General features: G+C 40.0%; 17 protein-coding genes. 13 read left to right on the top strand and 4 right to left on the bottom strand.

Features of this window, described 5'->3' with window-relative positions; genetic code table 11:
• Nucleotides 1-191: 191 nt before the first annotated feature.
• Nucleotides 192-1,403 carry a beta-ketoacyl-ACP synthase I gene (gene fabB / locus ABN236_RS10540; RefSeq protein ID WP_088495099.1) on the top strand — a complete coding sequence of 404 codons (1,212 nt, stop codon included), beginning with the start codon at nucleotides 192-194 and terminating at the stop codon, nucleotides 1,401-1,403.
• 563 nt (nucleotides 1,404-1,966) lie between these two features.
• Here the strand turns inward: fabB and ABN236_RS10535 are convergent.
• Complete coding sequence (locus tag ABN236_RS10535; protein WP_088495100.1) at nucleotides 1,967-2,887, bottom strand: DMT family transporter; 921 nt, start codon at nucleotides 2,885-2,887, stop codon at nucleotides 1,967-1,969.
• Between the two features lie 121 nt (nucleotides 2,888-3,008).
• Here ABN236_RS10535 and ABN236_RS10530 point away from each other — a divergent pair, with 121 nt between their 5' ends.
• The 11 genes from ABN236_RS10530 (at nucleotide 3,009) to ABN236_RS10480 (ending at nucleotide 13,758) form a co-directional block, all read left to right on the top strand.
• Nucleotides 3,009-3,791, top strand: a complete 783-nt coding sequence (locus ABN236_RS10530; RefSeq protein ID WP_270753884.1) for an AraC family transcriptional regulator — start codon at nucleotides 3,009-3,011, stop codon at nucleotides 3,789-3,791.
• 149 nt (nucleotides 3,792-3,940) lie between these two features.
• A complete protein-coding gene (gene pdxB / locus ABN236_RS10525; RefSeq protein WP_349473934.1) occupies nucleotides 3,941-5,083 on the top strand; it encodes a 4-phosphoerythronate dehydrogenase PdxB in 1,143 nt (380 codons plus the stop codon).
• Between the two features lie 45 nt (nucleotides 5,084-5,128).
• Nucleotides 5,129-6,139 carry an aspartate-semialdehyde dehydrogenase gene (locus ABN236_RS10520; protein WP_088495103.1) on the top strand — a complete coding sequence of 337 codons (1,011 nt, stop codon included), beginning with the start codon at nucleotides 5,129-5,131 and terminating at the stop codon, nucleotides 6,137-6,139.
• The gene (gene truA, locus ABN236_RS10515) at nucleotides 6,139-7,023 is read left to right on the top strand and encodes a tRNA pseudouridine(38-40) synthase TruA (protein WP_227718990.1); all 885 of its coding nucleotides are present in this window, start codon (nucleotides 6,139-6,141) and stop codon (nucleotides 7,021-7,023) included. The genes ABN236_RS10520 and truA overlap by 1 nt, the downstream gene beginning before the upstream one ends.
• Nucleotides 7,024-7,047: 24 nt before the next feature.
• On the top strand, nucleotides 7,048-7,749 hold the full coding sequence (locus tag ABN236_RS10510) for a DedA family protein (protein ID WP_194950835.1): 702 nt from the start codon (nucleotides 7,048-7,050) through the stop codon (nucleotides 7,747-7,749).
• Between the two features lie 169 nt (nucleotides 7,750-7,918).
• On the top strand, nucleotides 7,919-8,887 hold the full coding sequence (gene accD / locus ABN236_RS10505; RefSeq protein ID WP_349473933.1) for an acetyl-CoA carboxylase, carboxyltransferase subunit beta: 969 nt from the start codon (nucleotides 7,919-7,921) through the stop codon (nucleotides 8,885-8,887).
• Nucleotides 8,880-10,178 carry a bifunctional tetrahydrofolate synthase/dihydrofolate synthase gene (gene folC, locus ABN236_RS10500; RefSeq protein WP_349473932.1) on the top strand — a complete coding sequence of 433 codons (1,299 nt, stop codon included), beginning with the start codon at nucleotides 8,880-8,882 and terminating at the stop codon, nucleotides 10,176-10,178. The genes accD and folC overlap by 8 nt, the downstream gene beginning before the upstream one ends.
• Complete coding sequence (gene dedD, locus ABN236_RS10495; protein ID WP_194950832.1) at nucleotides 10,168-10,833, top strand: cell division protein DedD; 666 nt, start codon at nucleotides 10,168-10,170, stop codon at nucleotides 10,831-10,833. Before folC ends, dedD begins: the two co-directional genes overlap by 11 nt.
• 184 nt (nucleotides 10,834-11,017) lie before the next feature.
• Nucleotides 11,018-11,509 (top strand): colicin V production protein, encoded by a 492-nt coding sequence (gene cvpA, locus ABN236_RS10490; RefSeq protein WP_023581692.1) that lies wholly within the window; start codon nucleotides 11,018-11,020, stop codon nucleotides 11,507-11,509.
• Between the two features lie 30 nt (nucleotides 11,510-11,539).
• On the top strand, nucleotides 11,540-13,057 hold the full coding sequence (purF, locus tag ABN236_RS10485) for an amidophosphoribosyltransferase (protein ID WP_075670606.1): 1,518 nt from the start codon (nucleotides 11,540-11,542) through the stop codon (nucleotides 13,055-13,057).
• 119 nt (nucleotides 13,058-13,176) lie between these two features.
• Nucleotides 13,177-13,758 carry a UbiX family flavin prenyltransferase gene (locus tag ABN236_RS10480; RefSeq protein ID WP_006533335.1) on the top strand — a complete coding sequence of 194 codons (582 nt, stop codon included), beginning with the start codon at nucleotides 13,177-13,179 and terminating at the stop codon, nucleotides 13,756-13,758.
• Between the two features lie 249 nt (nucleotides 13,759-14,007).
• Here the strand turns inward: ABN236_RS10480 and ABN236_RS10475 are convergent, their stop codons facing one another.
• Nucleotides 14,008-14,913, bottom strand: coding sequence for a TIGR01777 family oxidoreductase (locus tag ABN236_RS10475; RefSeq protein ID WP_349473931.1), 906 nt, complete (start codon nucleotides 14,911-14,913; stop codon nucleotides 14,008-14,010).
• 66 nt (nucleotides 14,914-14,979) lie between these two features.
• Nucleotides 14,980-15,594: a glutathione binding-like protein gene (locus tag ABN236_RS10470; protein WP_311755027.1), complete on the bottom strand. Its 615-nt coding sequence runs from the start codon at nucleotides 15,592-15,594 to the stop codon at nucleotides 14,980-14,982.
• A 198-nt stretch (nucleotides 15,595-15,792) separates the two neighbouring features.
• Here ABN236_RS10470 and yfcD point away from each other — a divergent pair, with 198 nt between their 5' ends.
• The gene (gene yfcD / locus ABN236_RS10465; RefSeq protein ID WP_072063189.1) at nucleotides 15,793-16,335 is read left to right on the top strand and encodes an NUDIX hydrolase YfcD; all 543 of its coding nucleotides are present in this window, start codon (nucleotides 15,793-15,795) and stop codon (nucleotides 16,333-16,335) included.
• Here the strand turns inward: yfcD and ABN236_RS10460 are convergent.
• Nucleotides 16,332-17,378: a LacI family DNA-binding transcriptional regulator gene (locus ABN236_RS10460; protein WP_088495111.1), complete on the bottom strand. Its 1,047-nt coding sequence runs from the start codon at nucleotides 17,376-17,378 to the stop codon at nucleotides 16,332-16,334. The genes yfcD and ABN236_RS10460 overlap by 4 nt on opposite strands.
• Nucleotides 17,379-17,484: the final 106 nt, after the last annotated feature.

Here is a 17,484-nt window from a genome sequence, read left to right as displayed (position 1 = left end):
TTCTCGAAAAAATTAACTAATATCTTAGCGCCGTTAGGTTGCTTGTGCCAGCCTTAAAGGGGAAAGTGTTTTATCAGCTTATCTGTATTTTTGTAAAAAAGATCCTGATCGGACTTGTTCGGCGTACAACTGTACGCTAAAGTGCTACTCAGAAATCCCGCAGCTACAACTATTATTGTAAAGAGGTATGAATGAAGCGCGCAGTGATCACGGGTCTGGGTATTGTTTCGAGCATTGGTAATAACCAGAAAGAAGTGCTGGATTCTTTAAAAGAAGGTCGTTCCGGGATAACTTTCTCAGAAGAATTTAAAGAGATGGGGCTTCGTAGCCACATTTGGGGCAACGTTAAGCTTGATACTGAAGGTCTTATTGACCGTAAAATCCGCCGTTTTATGAGCGACGCATCGGTTTATGCCTATTTATCTATGCAAGAGGCGATAGCTGATTCAGGTCTGACTGAAGACCAAGTTTCTAATATTCGTTCTGGCTTAGTCGTTGGTTCTGGTGGTGGTTCTCCACGTAACCAAGTCCAAGGTTCTGATGGCATGAGAGCAAAAGGTCTACGTGGCGTAGGTCCTTATATGGTAACTCGTGCAATGGCATCAGGTGTTTCAGCTTGTTTAGCAACACCGTTCAAAATTAAAGGCGTTAACTATTCAATCAGTTCTGCTTGTTCAACATCGGCACACTGTATTGGTCACGCCGTTGAGCTCATCCAGTTAGGCAAACAAGATGTTGTATTTGCTGGTGGTGGTGAAGAGCTAAGTTGGGAAATGACCTGCGAATTTGACGCAATGGGTGCACTCTCAACTAAATATAACGAAACTCCAACCAAAGCTTCTCGTACTTACGATAAAAACCGTGATGGTTTTGTTATCGCAGGCGGTGGCGGTATTGTGGTGGTTGAAGAGTTAGAACACGCATTAGCGCGTGGTGCACATATCTATGGCGAAGTTGTAGGTTATGGCGCAACGTCTGATGGTGCAGACATGGTTGCTCCTTCAGGTGAAGGTGCTGTACGTTGTATGCAAATGGCAATGCAAGGTATTGATAAAGTTGATTATATCAATACACACGGTACTTCAACACCCGTTGGCGATCTAAAAGAACTTGAAGCTATCACTGAGGTGTTTGGTTCGCATACACCAGCTATCTCTGCAACAAAAGCAATGACGGGTCACTCATTAGGTGCGGCTGGTGTGCATGAAGCAATTTATAGCTTACTGATGTTAGAACATGGATTTATTGCACCAAGCATCAATATTGAAGAATTAGACGATAAAGCAATGGGTATGAACATCATTACTCAACCAACAGAGCAGAAGCTGGAGACTGTAATGTCAAATAGCTTTGGTTTTGGTGGTACAAATGCTTCATTAGTCATGAGTAAATATAAAAAATAGTTAGATATACTTATATTTTCTTATTAAAAAAAGCAGGCTTCATTTAAATGGAGTCTGCTTTTTTATTTTAAATTCATTATGCAAAATAATTTATTATTCTAATAAAGATATTTTTCGAATAAAAATCATTAAAAAAAGATTATATAAATAACGCTTAAAAATACCCTCCCTAATAGTTACTTGTTTTATTATTCTAATAAAATAGACGGTTTTTGTTAATATGTTGTTTACATTGAGAAAATTAAATCAGGTTCATTTTATTTCAATCGTTTAATTTATTTTTACCCAAAGTCATTAAATGTTTTGTTTTATATGGAGTTAGGGGAATGGAAAACTTGAATAAGACAAAAAGAGCGCGAAAAAATTGATCTGGGTTATTTTATTACAAATAAGTAGGAGCTATTTAATATAAAACTTGGTAATGTTTGCCACGGATACTTGTATTACTTTATATTTTATACTTTGATTTCTTGTGTCAGTTTTATTTATTAAACCTAACATTATGAATGTGACCGGCTAAGAATTTAGCCGGCATTTTTTATTGTTGTCTTTTTGACATTGACTCACATCTCCTGACGACAATCTGCTTTTTTCTGAGCAGACGGACGTCGGAAATTCAGTGGCGTTCTGAGTTGTTGCACTAAGAGCACGCCAAGTAACACAATACCACCACCCACTAAGTGATAACTATGCATTTCTTCACCAAGAAGCGCGATAGCGATCATTGCAGTAAATAATGGCATTAGGTTCATAAAAATAGAGGTCGTATTTGCACCTAATTTCATCACACCTAAAATCCACAAATAAGGCGCAAGAATAGAAGCCCCGATACCTGCGAAGATAACTAATCCAATATTATCTTTTGTTAACGCAACACTTTCGGCGAGAAAGAAGTTTGGCAATAATAACAGAACACCAAATCCAATTTGCACATAAAGTGATTGCCAGTTAGGTAGGGCAATTGACCAGCGTTTTGTTAATACTCCATAGAGGGCGTATGACGCCGAAGCAATAAACATCATCAGCTCACCATAACCCAAACCTTGGGAAAGCAACTGAGAAGGTTCGCCACGGCTAATTAACCAAACTAAGCCACTAATTGAAAGCACTGTGCCTAAAACAATACCTACTGTAGGTACAACACGTAGAACAAAAATACTAATAATAACGGTTAATAATGGGATGAGAGAATTCAAAATCCCCATAAATGTTGCGCTAACATAATGCGCTGCATAATAAGCCAAACTTTGGTACATCACCATCCCCAATGCACCAAGAATAAACAATTTCCACCAATATTGTTTGACGGTTTTACGATGATGCCAAACTGGCATGATCAAAAAAGGTGTCATAATTAAAAAGGCGAGGAACCAACGATAAAAAGAGATTGCAGCAGGATCGATAACAGACGCGGCTGCTTTATTGACGACTGCATTAATGGACCAGATTAACACCGCTAAAAGCGGAAAAATTGCGTTTTTCATTGTTCTCACATCTATTTTTAAACCAGGTGGCTATTGTAAGCCTGTCTGATTAGATATATATAATGAAAACCAGACAACTGATAAGCCAATAAAGACAACATGACAAGAGAACAACATAAAGATGACAATTGAACAACAAAAAATGCAATGGTTATTGTCTGATCCTGATACGGTTCGATTCCGTGACGAGCAACTATTAGCTGAAACAGAGTTTGTTTATCATCAACATGATTTTGGTCAGCTGCTTTATGTGATTTCAGGTGTCATGGATTTAGAAGCCGGGGGACAGCGGTTTTTAGCGCCACCAGAATTTAGTGTATGGATACCCAAAAATGTAGGACACGCCAGTTACAATAAAAAAACACTCTCTTTTAAGGTGCTAGATATCGCACCAGATTGGTGTGAAGGATTATTAGATAAACCTTGTCTGATTCAATTGAGTGCTATTTTTTCAACTATATTTTCTGACTTCTTCCATCGTGGTGTGTGTAAACCACAAACAGAAGAAGATTTTCGCTTAGCCCAAGTACTGATTGATCAACTTAAAGCTTCACCAATACATCATACTTATTTACCTTCCTCTAAAGATAAATTACTTGCCCCTATACTTTCTGTATTAGAGCAAAATCCGGCAGATAACACCTCGTTGGAAGAATGGGCTAAAAAACGCTATACCTCAGAAAGAACACTTTCTCGTCGTTGCCAACAAGAATTAGGTATGTCTTTTAGTGAATGGCGTAAGCGCCTACGCTTTTTACATGCAATTTCTTTATTAGAGCAAGGCAAAAGCGTGAATGAAATTGCATTTGATGTGGGATATAGCTCTTCATCTTCATTTATTGCGATGTTTCAACAATTTGCTGGTACAACACCGGAACGTTTCCGCCGATTACCCAATTGTTAAGCCTTCTTTTCATATATTTACTTAAAATCTAGGCGGATTTTACTGTCAATAATAGGCTTTGCTGTGAATAAGTGGCAAAATAGACCGCTTAATTTTGTTTTTCGATTGATTGCTTACACACATAAATACCAAATCAGTGAGATAACACCGTGAAAATTCTGGTTGATGAAAATATGCCTTATGCGGAACAACTTTTCCGCCAATTAGGTGAGGTAAAAGCTGTTTCTGGTCGCCCATTACCTACTGATGAGCTTAATGATTCTGATGCCTTAATGGTGAGATCAATTACTAAAGTCAATGAATCCTTATTATCAGGCAAGCCAGTGAAATTTGTTGGAACCGCAACAGCGGGTTTCGATCATGTTGATATTGCATGGTTAGAACAACAACAAATTGGTTTTTCATCAGCTCCAGGCTGCAATGCTATCGCAGTTGTTGAATATGTATTTTCTGCACTGATGATGCTAGCAGAGCAAGATAGCTTTCAATTAACCGATAAAGTTGTCGGTATTGTGGGTGTAGGAAATGTGGGGGGGCGATTAGCAACACGCCTTCGTGCATTAGGTGTAAATGTTTTACTTTGCGATCCACCAAGAGCGGATAATGGTGATGATGAAGAATTTCATCCATTGGAAACATTGTTAGAAAAAGCAGATATTCTAACTTTCCATACACCTCTCAATAAATCGGGACCATATAAAAGTTATCATTTAATTAATGAGAGTAACCTCGAAAAATTACCTGAAGGGCGTATTTTAATTAATGCAAGCCGTGGCGAGGTTGTTGATAATCAAGCATTATTGTCTGTACTTGAGAAAGGTAAATCCTTACGCGTTGTATTGGATGTTTGGGAGCCAGAGCCAGATCTTTCTATTGAGTTATTAAATAAAGTTGATATCGCAACACCACATATTGCTGGTTATACCTTAGAAGGTAAGGCGCGTGGTACAACTCAGGTTTTCGAAGCTTATTGTGATTTTATTGGTCAGCCCCAAACAGTTGAATTATCAACATTATTACCTGCACCTACTATTTCAACTATTTCAGTACAAGGCGAGTTAACACAAACACTTTTAAAACAACTTATTCATCTTGTTTATGATGTGCGCCGTGATGATGCTCCATTACGAAAAGTGGCGGGAATAAAAGGGGAGTTTGATAAATTACGCAAATTTTACCCTGTACGTCGTGAGTGGTCTTCACTACACGTCATTTGTGACAATCAAGCCACTGTTGACACATTAAATGCAATTGGCTTTAGTGCTACATATAAAAGTGCCACACACAAATAAAGCAAAATATTATTTTAAAAATTTTATGGTATTGGAGGATATCTTATGGGAGAAGGTTGGAATATTGCAGTTGTTGGTGCAACAGGCGCTGTTGGTGAAGCGATTTTAGAACTGCTACAAGAGCGTGAATTTCCCATTGGTGAATTAACCGCAATCGCAAGTGAAGATAGCATTGGGAAATCAGTGCGTGTAAACAGCAAAAGTGTTGCGGTTCAAGGTATTCACAATATCGAGTGGGCTGATATTCAATTAGCATTCTTTGCTGCACCGACAGAAATCAGTGCGCAATATGCACAACAAGCGGCTGATGCTGGCTGTATTGTCATCGATTGTAGTGGCATCTTTGCAATGGATTGGGATGTGCCGTTGATTGTTCCTGGCGTGAACAGTGCAATGCTTGCGGAATACCGCACTCGTAATATTGTTTCAATTGCGGATAGCATGGTGAGCCAATTATTACGTGCCATTAACCCATTAACCGAATCTGCGGGTTTAACGCGCCTTAGCGTGACAAATTTAATGTCTGTTTCTCGTTTTGGAAAACAAGCTGTAGATGAACTGGCAGGGCAAAGTGCTCGTTTACTTAATGGTATTCCTCCTGAATTAGGTCGTTTTAATAAACAGTTAGCATTTAACATTTTACCTTTGATGGTTGATGACGAAGGCTCTATACAAGAAGAGCGTCGTATGGTTGACCAAATCCGTAAAATTTTACAAGATGAAGGCTTGCCAATCTCTGTCACTACACTACAAGCGCCTGTTTTCTATGGTAATGCACAGTCGGTTCAATTAGAAACCTCACGCCCGATGGGTAGTGATGAAGCGCGTGAAACATTACAAGAAAATGAAGATCTTAATATCAGTGATGAAAATGATTTTCCAACTCAAGTCACCGATGCATCTGGTAATGTGAGCTTAAATTTAGGTTGTTTCCGTAACGATTATGGTATGCCTGAAGCTTTACAATTCTGGTCAGTCGCAGATAACGTGCGCTTTGGTGGGGCATTAATGGCTGTCGAAGTCGCAGAGCAATTAATGCAGGAGCAGTTTTACTAATGAATGCGCAAGTGAGTGCTGAAGTAACAGAACAACCCTTGACTGAGTCGGCGGTTATTTCTGAAAGCACAACAATCAAAATTGCTCTAGGCGTTGAATATGATGGTAGCCGTTATTATGGCTGGCAACGCCAAAATGAAGTGCGCAGTGTACAAGAACGGTTAGAAAAAGCACTTTCACAAGTGGCTAATGAGCCTATATCTGTATTTTGTGCGGGAAGAACTGATGCTGGAGTACATGCAACAGGGCAAGTTGTCCATTTTGAAACAACGGCACACCGTAAAGATCCCGCTTGGACAATGGGCGTTAACACTCATTTACCTGCGGATATCGCAATACGTTGGGTAAAAACAGTTTCTGATGATTTTCATGCTCGCTTTAGTGCAACGGCAAGACGTTATCGCTATGTGATTTTTAATCATCGTTATCGTCCTGCTATTTTGTCATCTGGCGTGACGCATTTTCATTATCCTTTAGACGCCGAACGTATGCATCAAGCAGCGCAATGTTTACTGGGTGAAAATGATTTTACCTCTTTTAGGGCTGTCCAATGCCAATCGCGAACGCCGTGGCGTAACGTTATGCATGTCAATGTTTCTCGATATGGTGACTATGTTGTTGTGGATATTAAAGCAAATGCTTTTGTTCATCATATGGTGAGAAATATTGTTGGCAGCCTTTTAGAAATAGGGTGTGGCAATCAGGACATTACTTGGATGGCTGAATTATTAGCCTTAAAAGACAGAACCAAAGCCGCAGCAACAGCTAAAGCGAATGGATTGTATTTGGTCTCTGTGGATTATCCTGATCATTTTGAATTACCAAAACCTGCAATGGGCCCACTATTTTTAGCGGATAACCCTATTGAGATATCTCAATCATAAAGACACCCAGTTTTCTGAGGATTTATGGAAATATTAACGCAATTTGTTGATTTAATTAAATTTCTAATTGATTTTATTTTACATATTGATGCGCATTTAGCAGAGCTTGTCGCGCAATATGGTACATGGGTCTATGCCATTTTGTTTCTGATTATTTTTTGTGAAACAGGGCTTGTGGTAACGCCTTTCTTACCCGGAGACTCCTTATTATTTGTTGCAGGTGCTTTAGCTTCATTAGAAACCAATGATGTGAATGTTCATATTATTGTTTTACTGTTACTTTGTGCCGCCATTTTAGGTGATGCCGTTAACTATTCTATTGGGCGACTTTTTGGTGAAAAACTATTTAGTAAGCCTGATTCAAAGATTTTCCGTCGTGAATATCTAGATAAAACTCATGCTTTTTATGAAAAGCATGGTGGTAAAGCGATAATTTTGGCAAGATTCGTGCCGATTATCCGAACTTTTGCGCCATTCGTTGCAGGAATGGGTAAAATGTCATATCGTCATTTTGCCTTTTATAATGTTACTGGGGCAATTGTATGGGTACTGCTATTTACTTATGCAGGATACTTTTTTGGTGACTTAGATATAGTTCAAAAGAACTTAAAATTGCTAATTGTTGCCATTATTGTTATTTCTATTTTACCGGGCGTTATTGAGATCCTACGCCACCGCAGAGCGAGTGCAAAAGCAAAGAAAGAAAGTGATAACAAAGAGGTTTGAGCAGTTATCATAAGTTTTTGCCGTAGAATAGCCATAATAAAGAGATGCGCTGAAATTCAGTAAGCGGTATCATCATAAACTTTGCTAACCACACAGCCAGTGCATTGTGGTTGATACGCTAACAATAATTTTACTGGCGAAGGTCAGATTCAGACGAAAAGGTCCATTAATGAGCTGGATTGAAAAAATTCTAAACAAAAGCACCATCACAAGTTCACGTAAAGCTAATATCCCTGAAGGGGTTTGGACTAAATGTGACAGCTGTGGGCAGGTACTCTATCGCGCAGAATTAGAGCGCAATTTAGAGGTTTGCCCTAAATGTGATCACCATATGCGCATTTCAGCGCGCCGTCGCCTTGAGACTTTCCTTGATACAGGAAGCACAACAGAATTAGGTAGCGAATTAGAGCCTAAAGATATTCTGAAATTCCGCGACTCTAAAAAATACAAAGACAGAATTAGCGCTGCTCAAAAACAGACGCAAGAAAAAGATGCATTAATCGTGATAAAAGGAACGCTGAAAAAGATGCCTGTTGTTGCTGCATCCTTTGAATTTGCGTTTATGGGCGGTTCAATGGCTTCTGTTGTAGGTGCGCGTTTTGTTCGTGCTGTTGAACAAGCATTAGAAGATAACTGCCCATTAGTTTGCTTCTCTGCAAGTGGCGGTGCGCGTATGCAAGAAGCGCTGATGTCATTAATGCAAATGGCAAAAACCAGTGCGGCATTAGCAAAAATGCAAGAACGTGGTTTGCCTTATATTTCAGTAATGACTGACCCTACAATGGGCGGTGTTTCTGCAAGTTTAGCGATGTTAGGTGATATCAACGTTGCTGAACCTAAAGCACTGATTGGTTTTGCAGGTCCTCGCGTTATTGAACAAACAGTACGTGAAAAACTACCTGCTGGTTTCCAACGCAGTGAATTCCTGTTAGAAAAAGGGGCGATCGATATGATTGTTCGTCGTCCTGAAATGCGTGATGAGCTGGCTGAATTACTGGCTAAGCTGACTCAGTATGATTTAGTTGAAGATGAAAATGAAGATGAAATCATCAGTGAAGAAATGATTGCTGATGAAATTGAATCTACAGACAACGAGCCAGAAATTAACATCGAAACGAATAAAAAAGAAGATGTCTAATATCATAACTGCTCCTAAAGCCACATCGCCTTTGTCGGTGTGGCTTTCTTATCTTGAACATTTGCACTCCAGCGCCATTGATATGGGGTTAGAGCGAGTAGGCAAGGTAGGAAAAATATTAAATGTGTTACGTCCTGCACCTAAGGTAATTACTGTCTCAGGTACAAATGGGAAAGGCACAACCTGTCATATGCTAGAGTCAATCTTGATGGCATCAGGATTGAAAGTCGGCGTTTATAGCTCCCCTCATCTTGTTCGTTATACAGAACGTGTTCGTATTCAAGGCAAAGAACTGTCTGAAGATGCTTTTTGTGAAGTTTTTGCAGAAATTGAACAAGCTAGAGGCGATATCTCGCTGACCTTTTTTGAATATGGCACTCTGGCTGCGCTGAAGTTATTTCAACAAGCACAACTTGATGTTGTTATTCTTGAAGTAGGATTAGGCGGTCGATTAGATGCGACGAATATCGTTGATGCAGATATTGCTGCTATCACAAGTATTGCACTCGATCATACTGATTGGTTAGGTGCAGATAGAGAGCATATTGGTCACGAGAAAGCAGGTATTTTCCGTGCGAATCACTACGCGGTTGTGGGTGAGCCGGATATGCCTCATTCCATTGCTGAAGTTGCCAATGAAAAACAGGCTAAGCTTTTCCGTCGTGGAGCAGATTGGTCTTTTGTTATTGAAGGTGATCACTGGCATTGGCGTTGTGCTGATTGTGAATTTGATGCGTTGCCGATCCCTAATATTCCATTAGCTAATGCAGCGACAGCGATGGGTGTTATTCGTTGCTTGCTTAAATCTGATGATAAAATCAGCCAAGCAATAACACAGCAAAGTATTGTTGAAGGTATGTCTCGTGCACAATTACCGGGTCGTTTTCAGGTGATTTCTCAACATCCTTTGGTTATCTTTGATGTGGCTCATAATCCTCATGCAGCAGGATATTTAGCGGAAAAATTATCACAATTACCACAAAAATCTGATACTCAGGTGCGCATTGTGGTTGGTATGCTGGGTGATAAAGATATTGCAGGAACATTAGCGTGCTTAACACCATTGGCTGATAGTTGGTATGTTGCTCCACTTAATGAGTTTCGTGGTGCTTCTGCGGATGTATTAGCTCAACATCTTGAAAAACCAATGGTATTTGATAGTGTTGAAAATGCATGGCAACAAGCAATGTCTGATGCTGCTCCTAACGATATTGTTGTGGTTTGTGGCTCATTTCATACTGTCGCGCATGTGATGGAACTTTTGGAAAAGGAGAGTGTGGGTGGCAAGTAAATTTCAAAATCGCTTAGTCGGTGCCGTTGTATTGGTGGCAGTAGGGGTTATTTTTTTACCTGCACTGCTTGACGGCGATAAGAAATATAACGAAGACCAGTTCGCCTCTATTCCTTTAGTACCCAAACCCGGTGATGAGCAAGAAATAGAATCTATCGCTCCGATAGAGCAAACTTCAGTGCCTTCTACTCCGTCAGAAGGTGCGTCTGAAGGTATGCTTTCTGAAGCAGTGACAGGTGTTGAGCAACCTACTGTTACAACACCTGAACCACCAGCTGTTGTACCTGTTACACCACCGGTACAACCACCACAACAGCCAACACAACAGCCAACACCTACACCAGAGCCTCCTGCTGTGGTTACGCCGCCAGTACAACCACCAGCGCCACCGGTGCAAGAAACTAAGCCACCGAAAGGCGAGGCTTGGGTTGTTCAATTAGGTGCGTTGAAAAATGCGGCGAAGGTAGAAGAAATTATTGCGAAAATGCATTTCTCAGGTTATCCGGTATACACCGTACCTGCCCGCCCAGTTGCAGGGCAAGTGACTCGAATTTATATCGGGCCTAGTGCCTCTAAGTCAGAATTACAGGCAATTTTGCCTCATTTAAAAGAGCTTACAGGCTTACAAGGTGAGGTAAGGGCATATAAGCCTTAATTTTTCTAAACGAGTCATCAGATGAGTGATGTAACAAAGCGTTAACTTATTGCGGCGATTATGATTTTTCATATCGCCGTAAATTATTTTGAAATTAGCGAAAATTAGCATTACGCAAACGTTTTCGTTTTCTGTTAGAATGCTTCCGTATTAATGCGGAGCATCATTATTGGATAAAGAATTTATGGTCTGGATAGATTACGCCATCATTGCCATTATTGGTTTTTCCGCATTAGTCAGCCTGATCCGTGGCTTTGTTCGTGAAGCATTGTCACTCATCACCTGGGGTTGTGGTTTCTTTGTTGCTAGTCAGTTTTATCCTTATCTTGCCGTCTATTTTACCCGGTTTGAAGATGAGCTGGTTCGTAACGGGATTGCAATAGTCACGTTATTTATTGCGACACTGATTGTCGGTGCTGTTGTGAATTATGTGATTAGCTCTCTTGTTCAACGCACAGGGTTATCAGGTACAGATCGTGTATTGGGGGTCTGTTTCGGGGCTTTAAGAGGCGTGCTGATAGTTTCAGCATTACTTTTTGTTTTAGGCGCATTTACGCCTATGGCAGATAGCGCTGATTGGCAACGTTCTGAGCTTATTCCTCAATTCAACCATATTATTAGGTGGTTCTTTGACTACCTGCAAAATGCGTCAAGTTTCGTGTCGGAGAGAATATAACCTCTCCGTCTGGCTGATGAGGATCTATTCATGTGCGGTATTGTCGGTATCGCTGGAGCTAATCCAGTAAACCAATCAATTTATGATGCGTTAACGGTGTTACAACACCGAGGTCAAGATGCAGCAGGCATTGCAACGATAGACGGTAACAACGGTTTCCGTCTTCGCAAGGCTAACGGACTGGTTAAAGATGTGTTCGAAACCCGTCATATGTTGCGTTTAAAAGGTACTATCGGGATAGGGCATGTCCGTTATCCAACAGCGGGTAGTTCTAGTGCATCAGAAGCGCAGCCTTTTTATGTGAATTCACCTTTTGGTATTACGTTGGCGCACAATGGTAATTTAACCAATGCGCATTTGTTACGTCGCCAATTATTTGAAACAGCGCGTCGCCATATCAATACCACCTCTGATTCTGAAATTCTGCTTAATGTATTGGCATATGAATTAGACCGTTTTGACCATTTCCCTCTTGAACCTGATAATATTTTTGCAGCCGTTGCGGCAATGCATAAAAAACTCCGCGGTGCTTATGCTTGTGTTGCTTTGATCATCGGTCATGGTTTATTGGCTTTTCGTGATCCCTTTGGTATTCGTCCTTTAGTCTTAGGTAAACGTACCTTAGAAGATGGTCGCCATGAATATATGGTCGCATCTGAAAGTGTGGCACTTGATACTTTAGGTTTTGAATTCTTACGTGATGTTGCACCGGGAGAAGCCGTTTATATCACAGAGCAAGGGCAACTCTTTACCCGCCAATGTGCTGAAAATCCGCAGTTAATGCCTTGTTTATTTGAGTATGTTTACTTTGCTCGCCCAGATTCCTTTATCGATAAAATTTCGGTTTATAATGCACGTTTACGTATGGGGCAGAAATTAGGCGCTAAAATTGCGAAAGAGTGGGATGATTTACACATTGATGTTGTGATCCCAATTCCTGAAACATCTTGTGATATAGCCTTAGAAATTGCGCATATTCTCAATAAACCTTATCGCCAAGGCTTTGTAAAAAATCGCTATGTTGGCCGTACTTTTATTATGCCGGGTCAGCAAGAGCGTCGTAAGTCGGTTAGACGTAAACTGAATGCAAATCGCGCCGAGTTTCGTGATAAAAATGTTCTGTTGATTGATGACTCTATTGTACGTGGCACAACATCAGAGCAAATCGTCGAGCTTGCAAGAGAAGCAGGTGCGAAGAAAGTCTATTTTGCATCAGCCGCACCAGAAGTTCGCTTCCCTAATGTGTATGGTATTGATATGCCAAATGCCAATGAGCTTATTGCTCATGGACGTGAAGTGGATGAAATTCGTAAATTAATTGGTGCGGATGGGCTTATTTTCCAAGATCTCACTGATTTAATTGCCGCAGTACAAGAAGAGAATCCTGATATTAATCAGTTCGAATGTTCTGTGTTTGACGGTGTTTATATTACGAAAGATATCGACCAAGATTACTTGGATTACTTAGAAAATCTACGTCGTGATGATGAACATAAAATTCGTGATCAGAATGAAATAGAAAATTTGGAAATCTATAACGAAGGCTAATTTTTCGGTAAGATATCCCCCTTATAAAGCGTCGATGCCAGCGTGTTCTGCATCGACGCTTGTTTTTTGAGGGTTAATCATCATAATGATTAACAAAGGTATATATTCTGAGGATCATAATGAAAAAGCTGATAGTTGGGCTAACAGGTGCCAGTGGTGCAATTTACGGTATACGTTTATTAGAGATACTGAAATCAGTGCCATCTGTTGAAACACATTTAGTGATTAGCCAAGCTGCACGCCGTACTATTTCATTAGAAACCGATTATTCGCTAAAAGATATTCATGCTTTAGCGGATGTGATTTATGACGATCGCGATATTGGCGCATCTATCTCTTCAGGATCGTTTCGCGTCAATGGAATGGTTATATTACCTTGTTCAATCAAAAGCCTGTCAGGCATTGTTCATAGCTATACAGATACCTTAGTGACTCGCGCTGCGGATGTGGTATTAAAAGAAGGGCGTAAGTTGGTGTTATGTGTGCGTGAAACACCTCTGCATTTAGGTCATTTACGATTAATGACACAAGCTTCCGAATTAGGTGCAGTGATTATGCCACCTGTACCGGCATTCTATTTTCAGCCTAAAACCATCGATGATATTGTTAATCAAACCGTTAATCGTGTACTCGATCAGTTTGAGATTGATTTACCTGATGATTTGTTTCAACGGTGGGAAGGCGATAAGCCAGCTCGCTAAGTATACTTGTCATACTCTTACTCGTCATACTTCAAGTTGTAGCGTTGTTGACTGCGTTCATTCGCACTAGTCACATACTATTGTATGCTCCTAGCGACTCATTTACTTGTCGCCTAGCTACATCTTGAATTATTTAGAGTATCGACTCATTATGCTTCAAGCTGTAGCTCTTGGATTATTTAGAGTATCTATTAGGTAGAATATTTATTCGTACTAGTCACATCGAATTATTGAAAATAGAAAAAGAGATTATTTTCCTGTGGTAATAATATCTTTTAATGCCTCTTCTAAATGTGGGTAGCGAAATTCAAAACCAGCATTAAGTAATTTTTCAGGAATAGCTTGTTGCCCACCTAATACTAATGTGGCGCTTTCTCCCATCACTAAACGTAATATGCTTTCGGGTACTGACATTAAAGCTGGGCGATTAAAGGCTTTTCCTAATAGGCGAGTAAACTCTTTATTTTGTACAGGCTCAGGCGCTGTTAAGTTAAAAGCACCTTTAGCATCTTGGTTCTTAAGCAAGAAAACAATCGCATTGACCATATCATCAATATGGATCCACGGCATATACTGTTTCCCACTTCCCAATTTACCACCTAATCCTAACTTAAAGGGTTTGCTCATTTTAGGCAGTGCGCCACCGAGTGTTGAAAGTACAATACCTGTACGTAACAAGCACACTCGTGTTAATGGTGTTTGCGCTTCAAGTGCAATACGCTCCCATTTTGCACAAAGCTCATGTGTAAACTCTGGATTTGCCGGCGTCTCTTCAGTGACTCGAGTATCACCTTGATCACCATAAAATCCTACTGCCGAGCCAGAAATAAAAACAGCAGGGGGAGAGTCACTGGCTTTAATTAAATCAACCAATTTCTGGGTTAAATGACAACGGCTATTAACGAGTTTCTGCTTTTGAGAAGGTGTCCAACGGTTATCAGCAATAGGCTCTCCAGCAAGATTAATAATGGTATCAAACTCATTAAGATTTTGTTTATCATTGAGTTGAGTCCAACAGGTGATTTCATTACAAAAATGCGAATAGACTTTTTGAGGCGAACGAGAAAGCACCGTAATATCATTATTGGCGAGTGCAAGCTCACAAACTAATGCTTTGCCAATTAATCCTGTACCACCAGTGACAAGTATTTTCATCACAATCCTCCTGATCTGCTTGCTTGATAAAGAATAAATATCATCCTGATATATAAATTGCTTATATTAACCAAAGAGTTTTTTTGTTGCTGGGCGCTGGTTAATGTTGTTTAGCCATTTTTGAATTGCTGGGTAATTTGCCAAATCAATATTGTGGTGATCGTGCAGACGTGCCCATGTGTATGTGGCGATATCTGCGATGCTGTACGCTTGCCCACCAAGGTAAGGTGATTGCGCTAACCTTTTCTCTAATACGCTATATAGACGCTGCGTTTCTTCAGTATAACGTTTAATCGCATAAGGGACTTTTTCTGTGGCATAACGAGTGAAGTGATGATTTTGCCCCAACATTGGACCAAATCCACCCACTTGCCAAAACAGCCATTGTAGTTGTGTTGTTTTTTCTCGTAAATTTTGACTAAGCAATTTGCCACTTTTTTCAGCTAGATAGATAAGAATAGCACCTGATTCAAAAATAGAGATAGGTTCACCGCCATCAGCAGGTGAGTTATCTACAATAGCGGGAATTTTATTATTGGGTGAAATTGCTAAAAATTCAGGTTTAAATTGATCGCCTTTACTAATATCAATGCGATGTAACTGATAAGGTATGCCTGTTTCTTCAAGAAAAAGCGTTATTTTTTGGCCATTTGGGGTATCTGCATAATATAAGTCAATCATTAAAAGCTCCAAAATAAAGTAGGCACTAAAGATACAAGATAATCACAGTCTGCCTTCTAACACCATAAAAAGCAAAAAAGCGCAAGATGGATAAAACAAGTCACGTATGATTATTGTAGTGGTGAAAAATAGTGATTTTGGTATATTCAGGATAAAAATTACGATCGTTTAGTATCGGTTAAAAAAGGTTTGTTGAGGATGGAACAAGAAAAGACGGCATTGGTTGAATGGGTTGATATTGTTGATGATAAAAATGAAGTCGTTGCACAAGCAACACGTCAACAAATGCGAGCTGAAAACCTAAGACATAGAGCAACTTATATCGTTGTTCATGATGGAATGGGAAAAATCTTGGCACAGCGTAGAACTGAAACAAAAGATTTTTATCCCGGTTGGTTAGATGCTACTGCGGGTGGTGTAGTTCAACAAGGTGAGAATTTACTTGAAAGTGCGCGTCGCGAAGCAGAAGAAGAATTAGGTATTGCTGGAGTCCCTTTTGCTGAGCATGGTCAATTTTATTATGATGATGAAAGTTGTCGTGTATGGGGAAGTTTATTTAGTTGCGTTTCTCATGGGCCTTTCGCACTGCAAGCAGAAGAAATTGAGGAAGTGTGTTGGTTAACTCCCTCTGAAATTACTGAGCGTTGTGATGAATTCACACCGGATTCATTAAAAGCCCTTTCTCTTTGGTTAACGCGTAACAACAGTACTCGCCTAGAAAGCAGAGAAACAGTAGATTAAGGGGTGCTTTGCCCTAGTTCAAATCGATAAGCATAGTTGATAACGGTATCTTCGAATATAGCGTTATCATCTTCGTCTCTCAAACGCTGTAAAAGTGCTATCAGATGTTTTCCTGCCTCTTTTCCCATTTTGTGATAATCAAAACGAATTGATGTGAGAGAAGGGGATATCTGATCGCTATTTTCAGATCCTTCTAAACAAGCAATAGCCAGATCTTGTGGGATCTTAATTAATCGACGTTGACACTCAAAAATCATACCTAGCGCAATACTTTCATGACTACAAATAACCGCATCTAGTTCTGGTTGGCGTAATAAAATCTCTGTTAATGCTTGTCGCCCGTATGCCATAGAAGCGGGATCGGGCGTGGTGACACTTTGTTCAGCATTTAAATAATTTTTGAGTAATGCTCGTGACCAACCTGTTATTTGCTGGTGGTGCAGGCGTTGCCCTTGTAACGCACCAATATAGCCAATACAACGCTTTCCTTGGGTGACTAAATGGTTTGTTAAATCATACGCGGCTTGCTCATAAGAACAATCAATACTAATTGCTGCCTGTTCATCCGATTGGCTGGCGACACTAACAACAGGTACATTGGCATTACTGATATGTAAAAAATGAGTTGGGCTAAGCTGTGAACCAAAGGCAACCAATGCAGCTGGATTACTTTGCAATAGCATATTAATCACATCGCTAGCTTTATGAGGCTGATGCTCATAGCAACCAACTAAAATTTGATACTGATGGCGATTGAGTATTTGTTGCAAAGACTGCATAAAATCCGCACTGGCTCTATCAGTAAAAGAGGGTAACAGTACAGCAATAATATGGCTTTGTGCTGAAGCTAAAGCGCCTGCTGAGGCATTAGGAATATAGCCAAGTTCTTCTACTGCTTGATTAACCTTTTCTCGTAACTTATCAGAAACTAATTCAGGGGTTCGCAATGCACGAGAAACGGTCATTGATCCGACTCCTGCATGTTTAGCGACATCTTGTAATGTGACGCGACCTGTATTTCGGCGCTTACGTGTTTTGATCATTTGTGATTATGCTTGCTTAGCCTATTTTATTAACCGCAGATCCTACCTGAAATCTTCCTATTATGCTGAAACAATACAGTGTCAATTGTTGGCATTTTCTGCAATT

The organism is Proteus sp. fly-1013, assembly GCF_040140245.1.
In the GTDB taxonomy this organism is placed as follows: Bacteria; Pseudomonadota; Gammaproteobacteria; order Enterobacterales; family Enterobacteriaceae; genus Proteus; species Proteus mirabilis_B.
The sequence above is the reverse complement of the archived record's forward strand: the minus strand, read 5'-3'. Positions and strand labels throughout refer to the sequence as shown.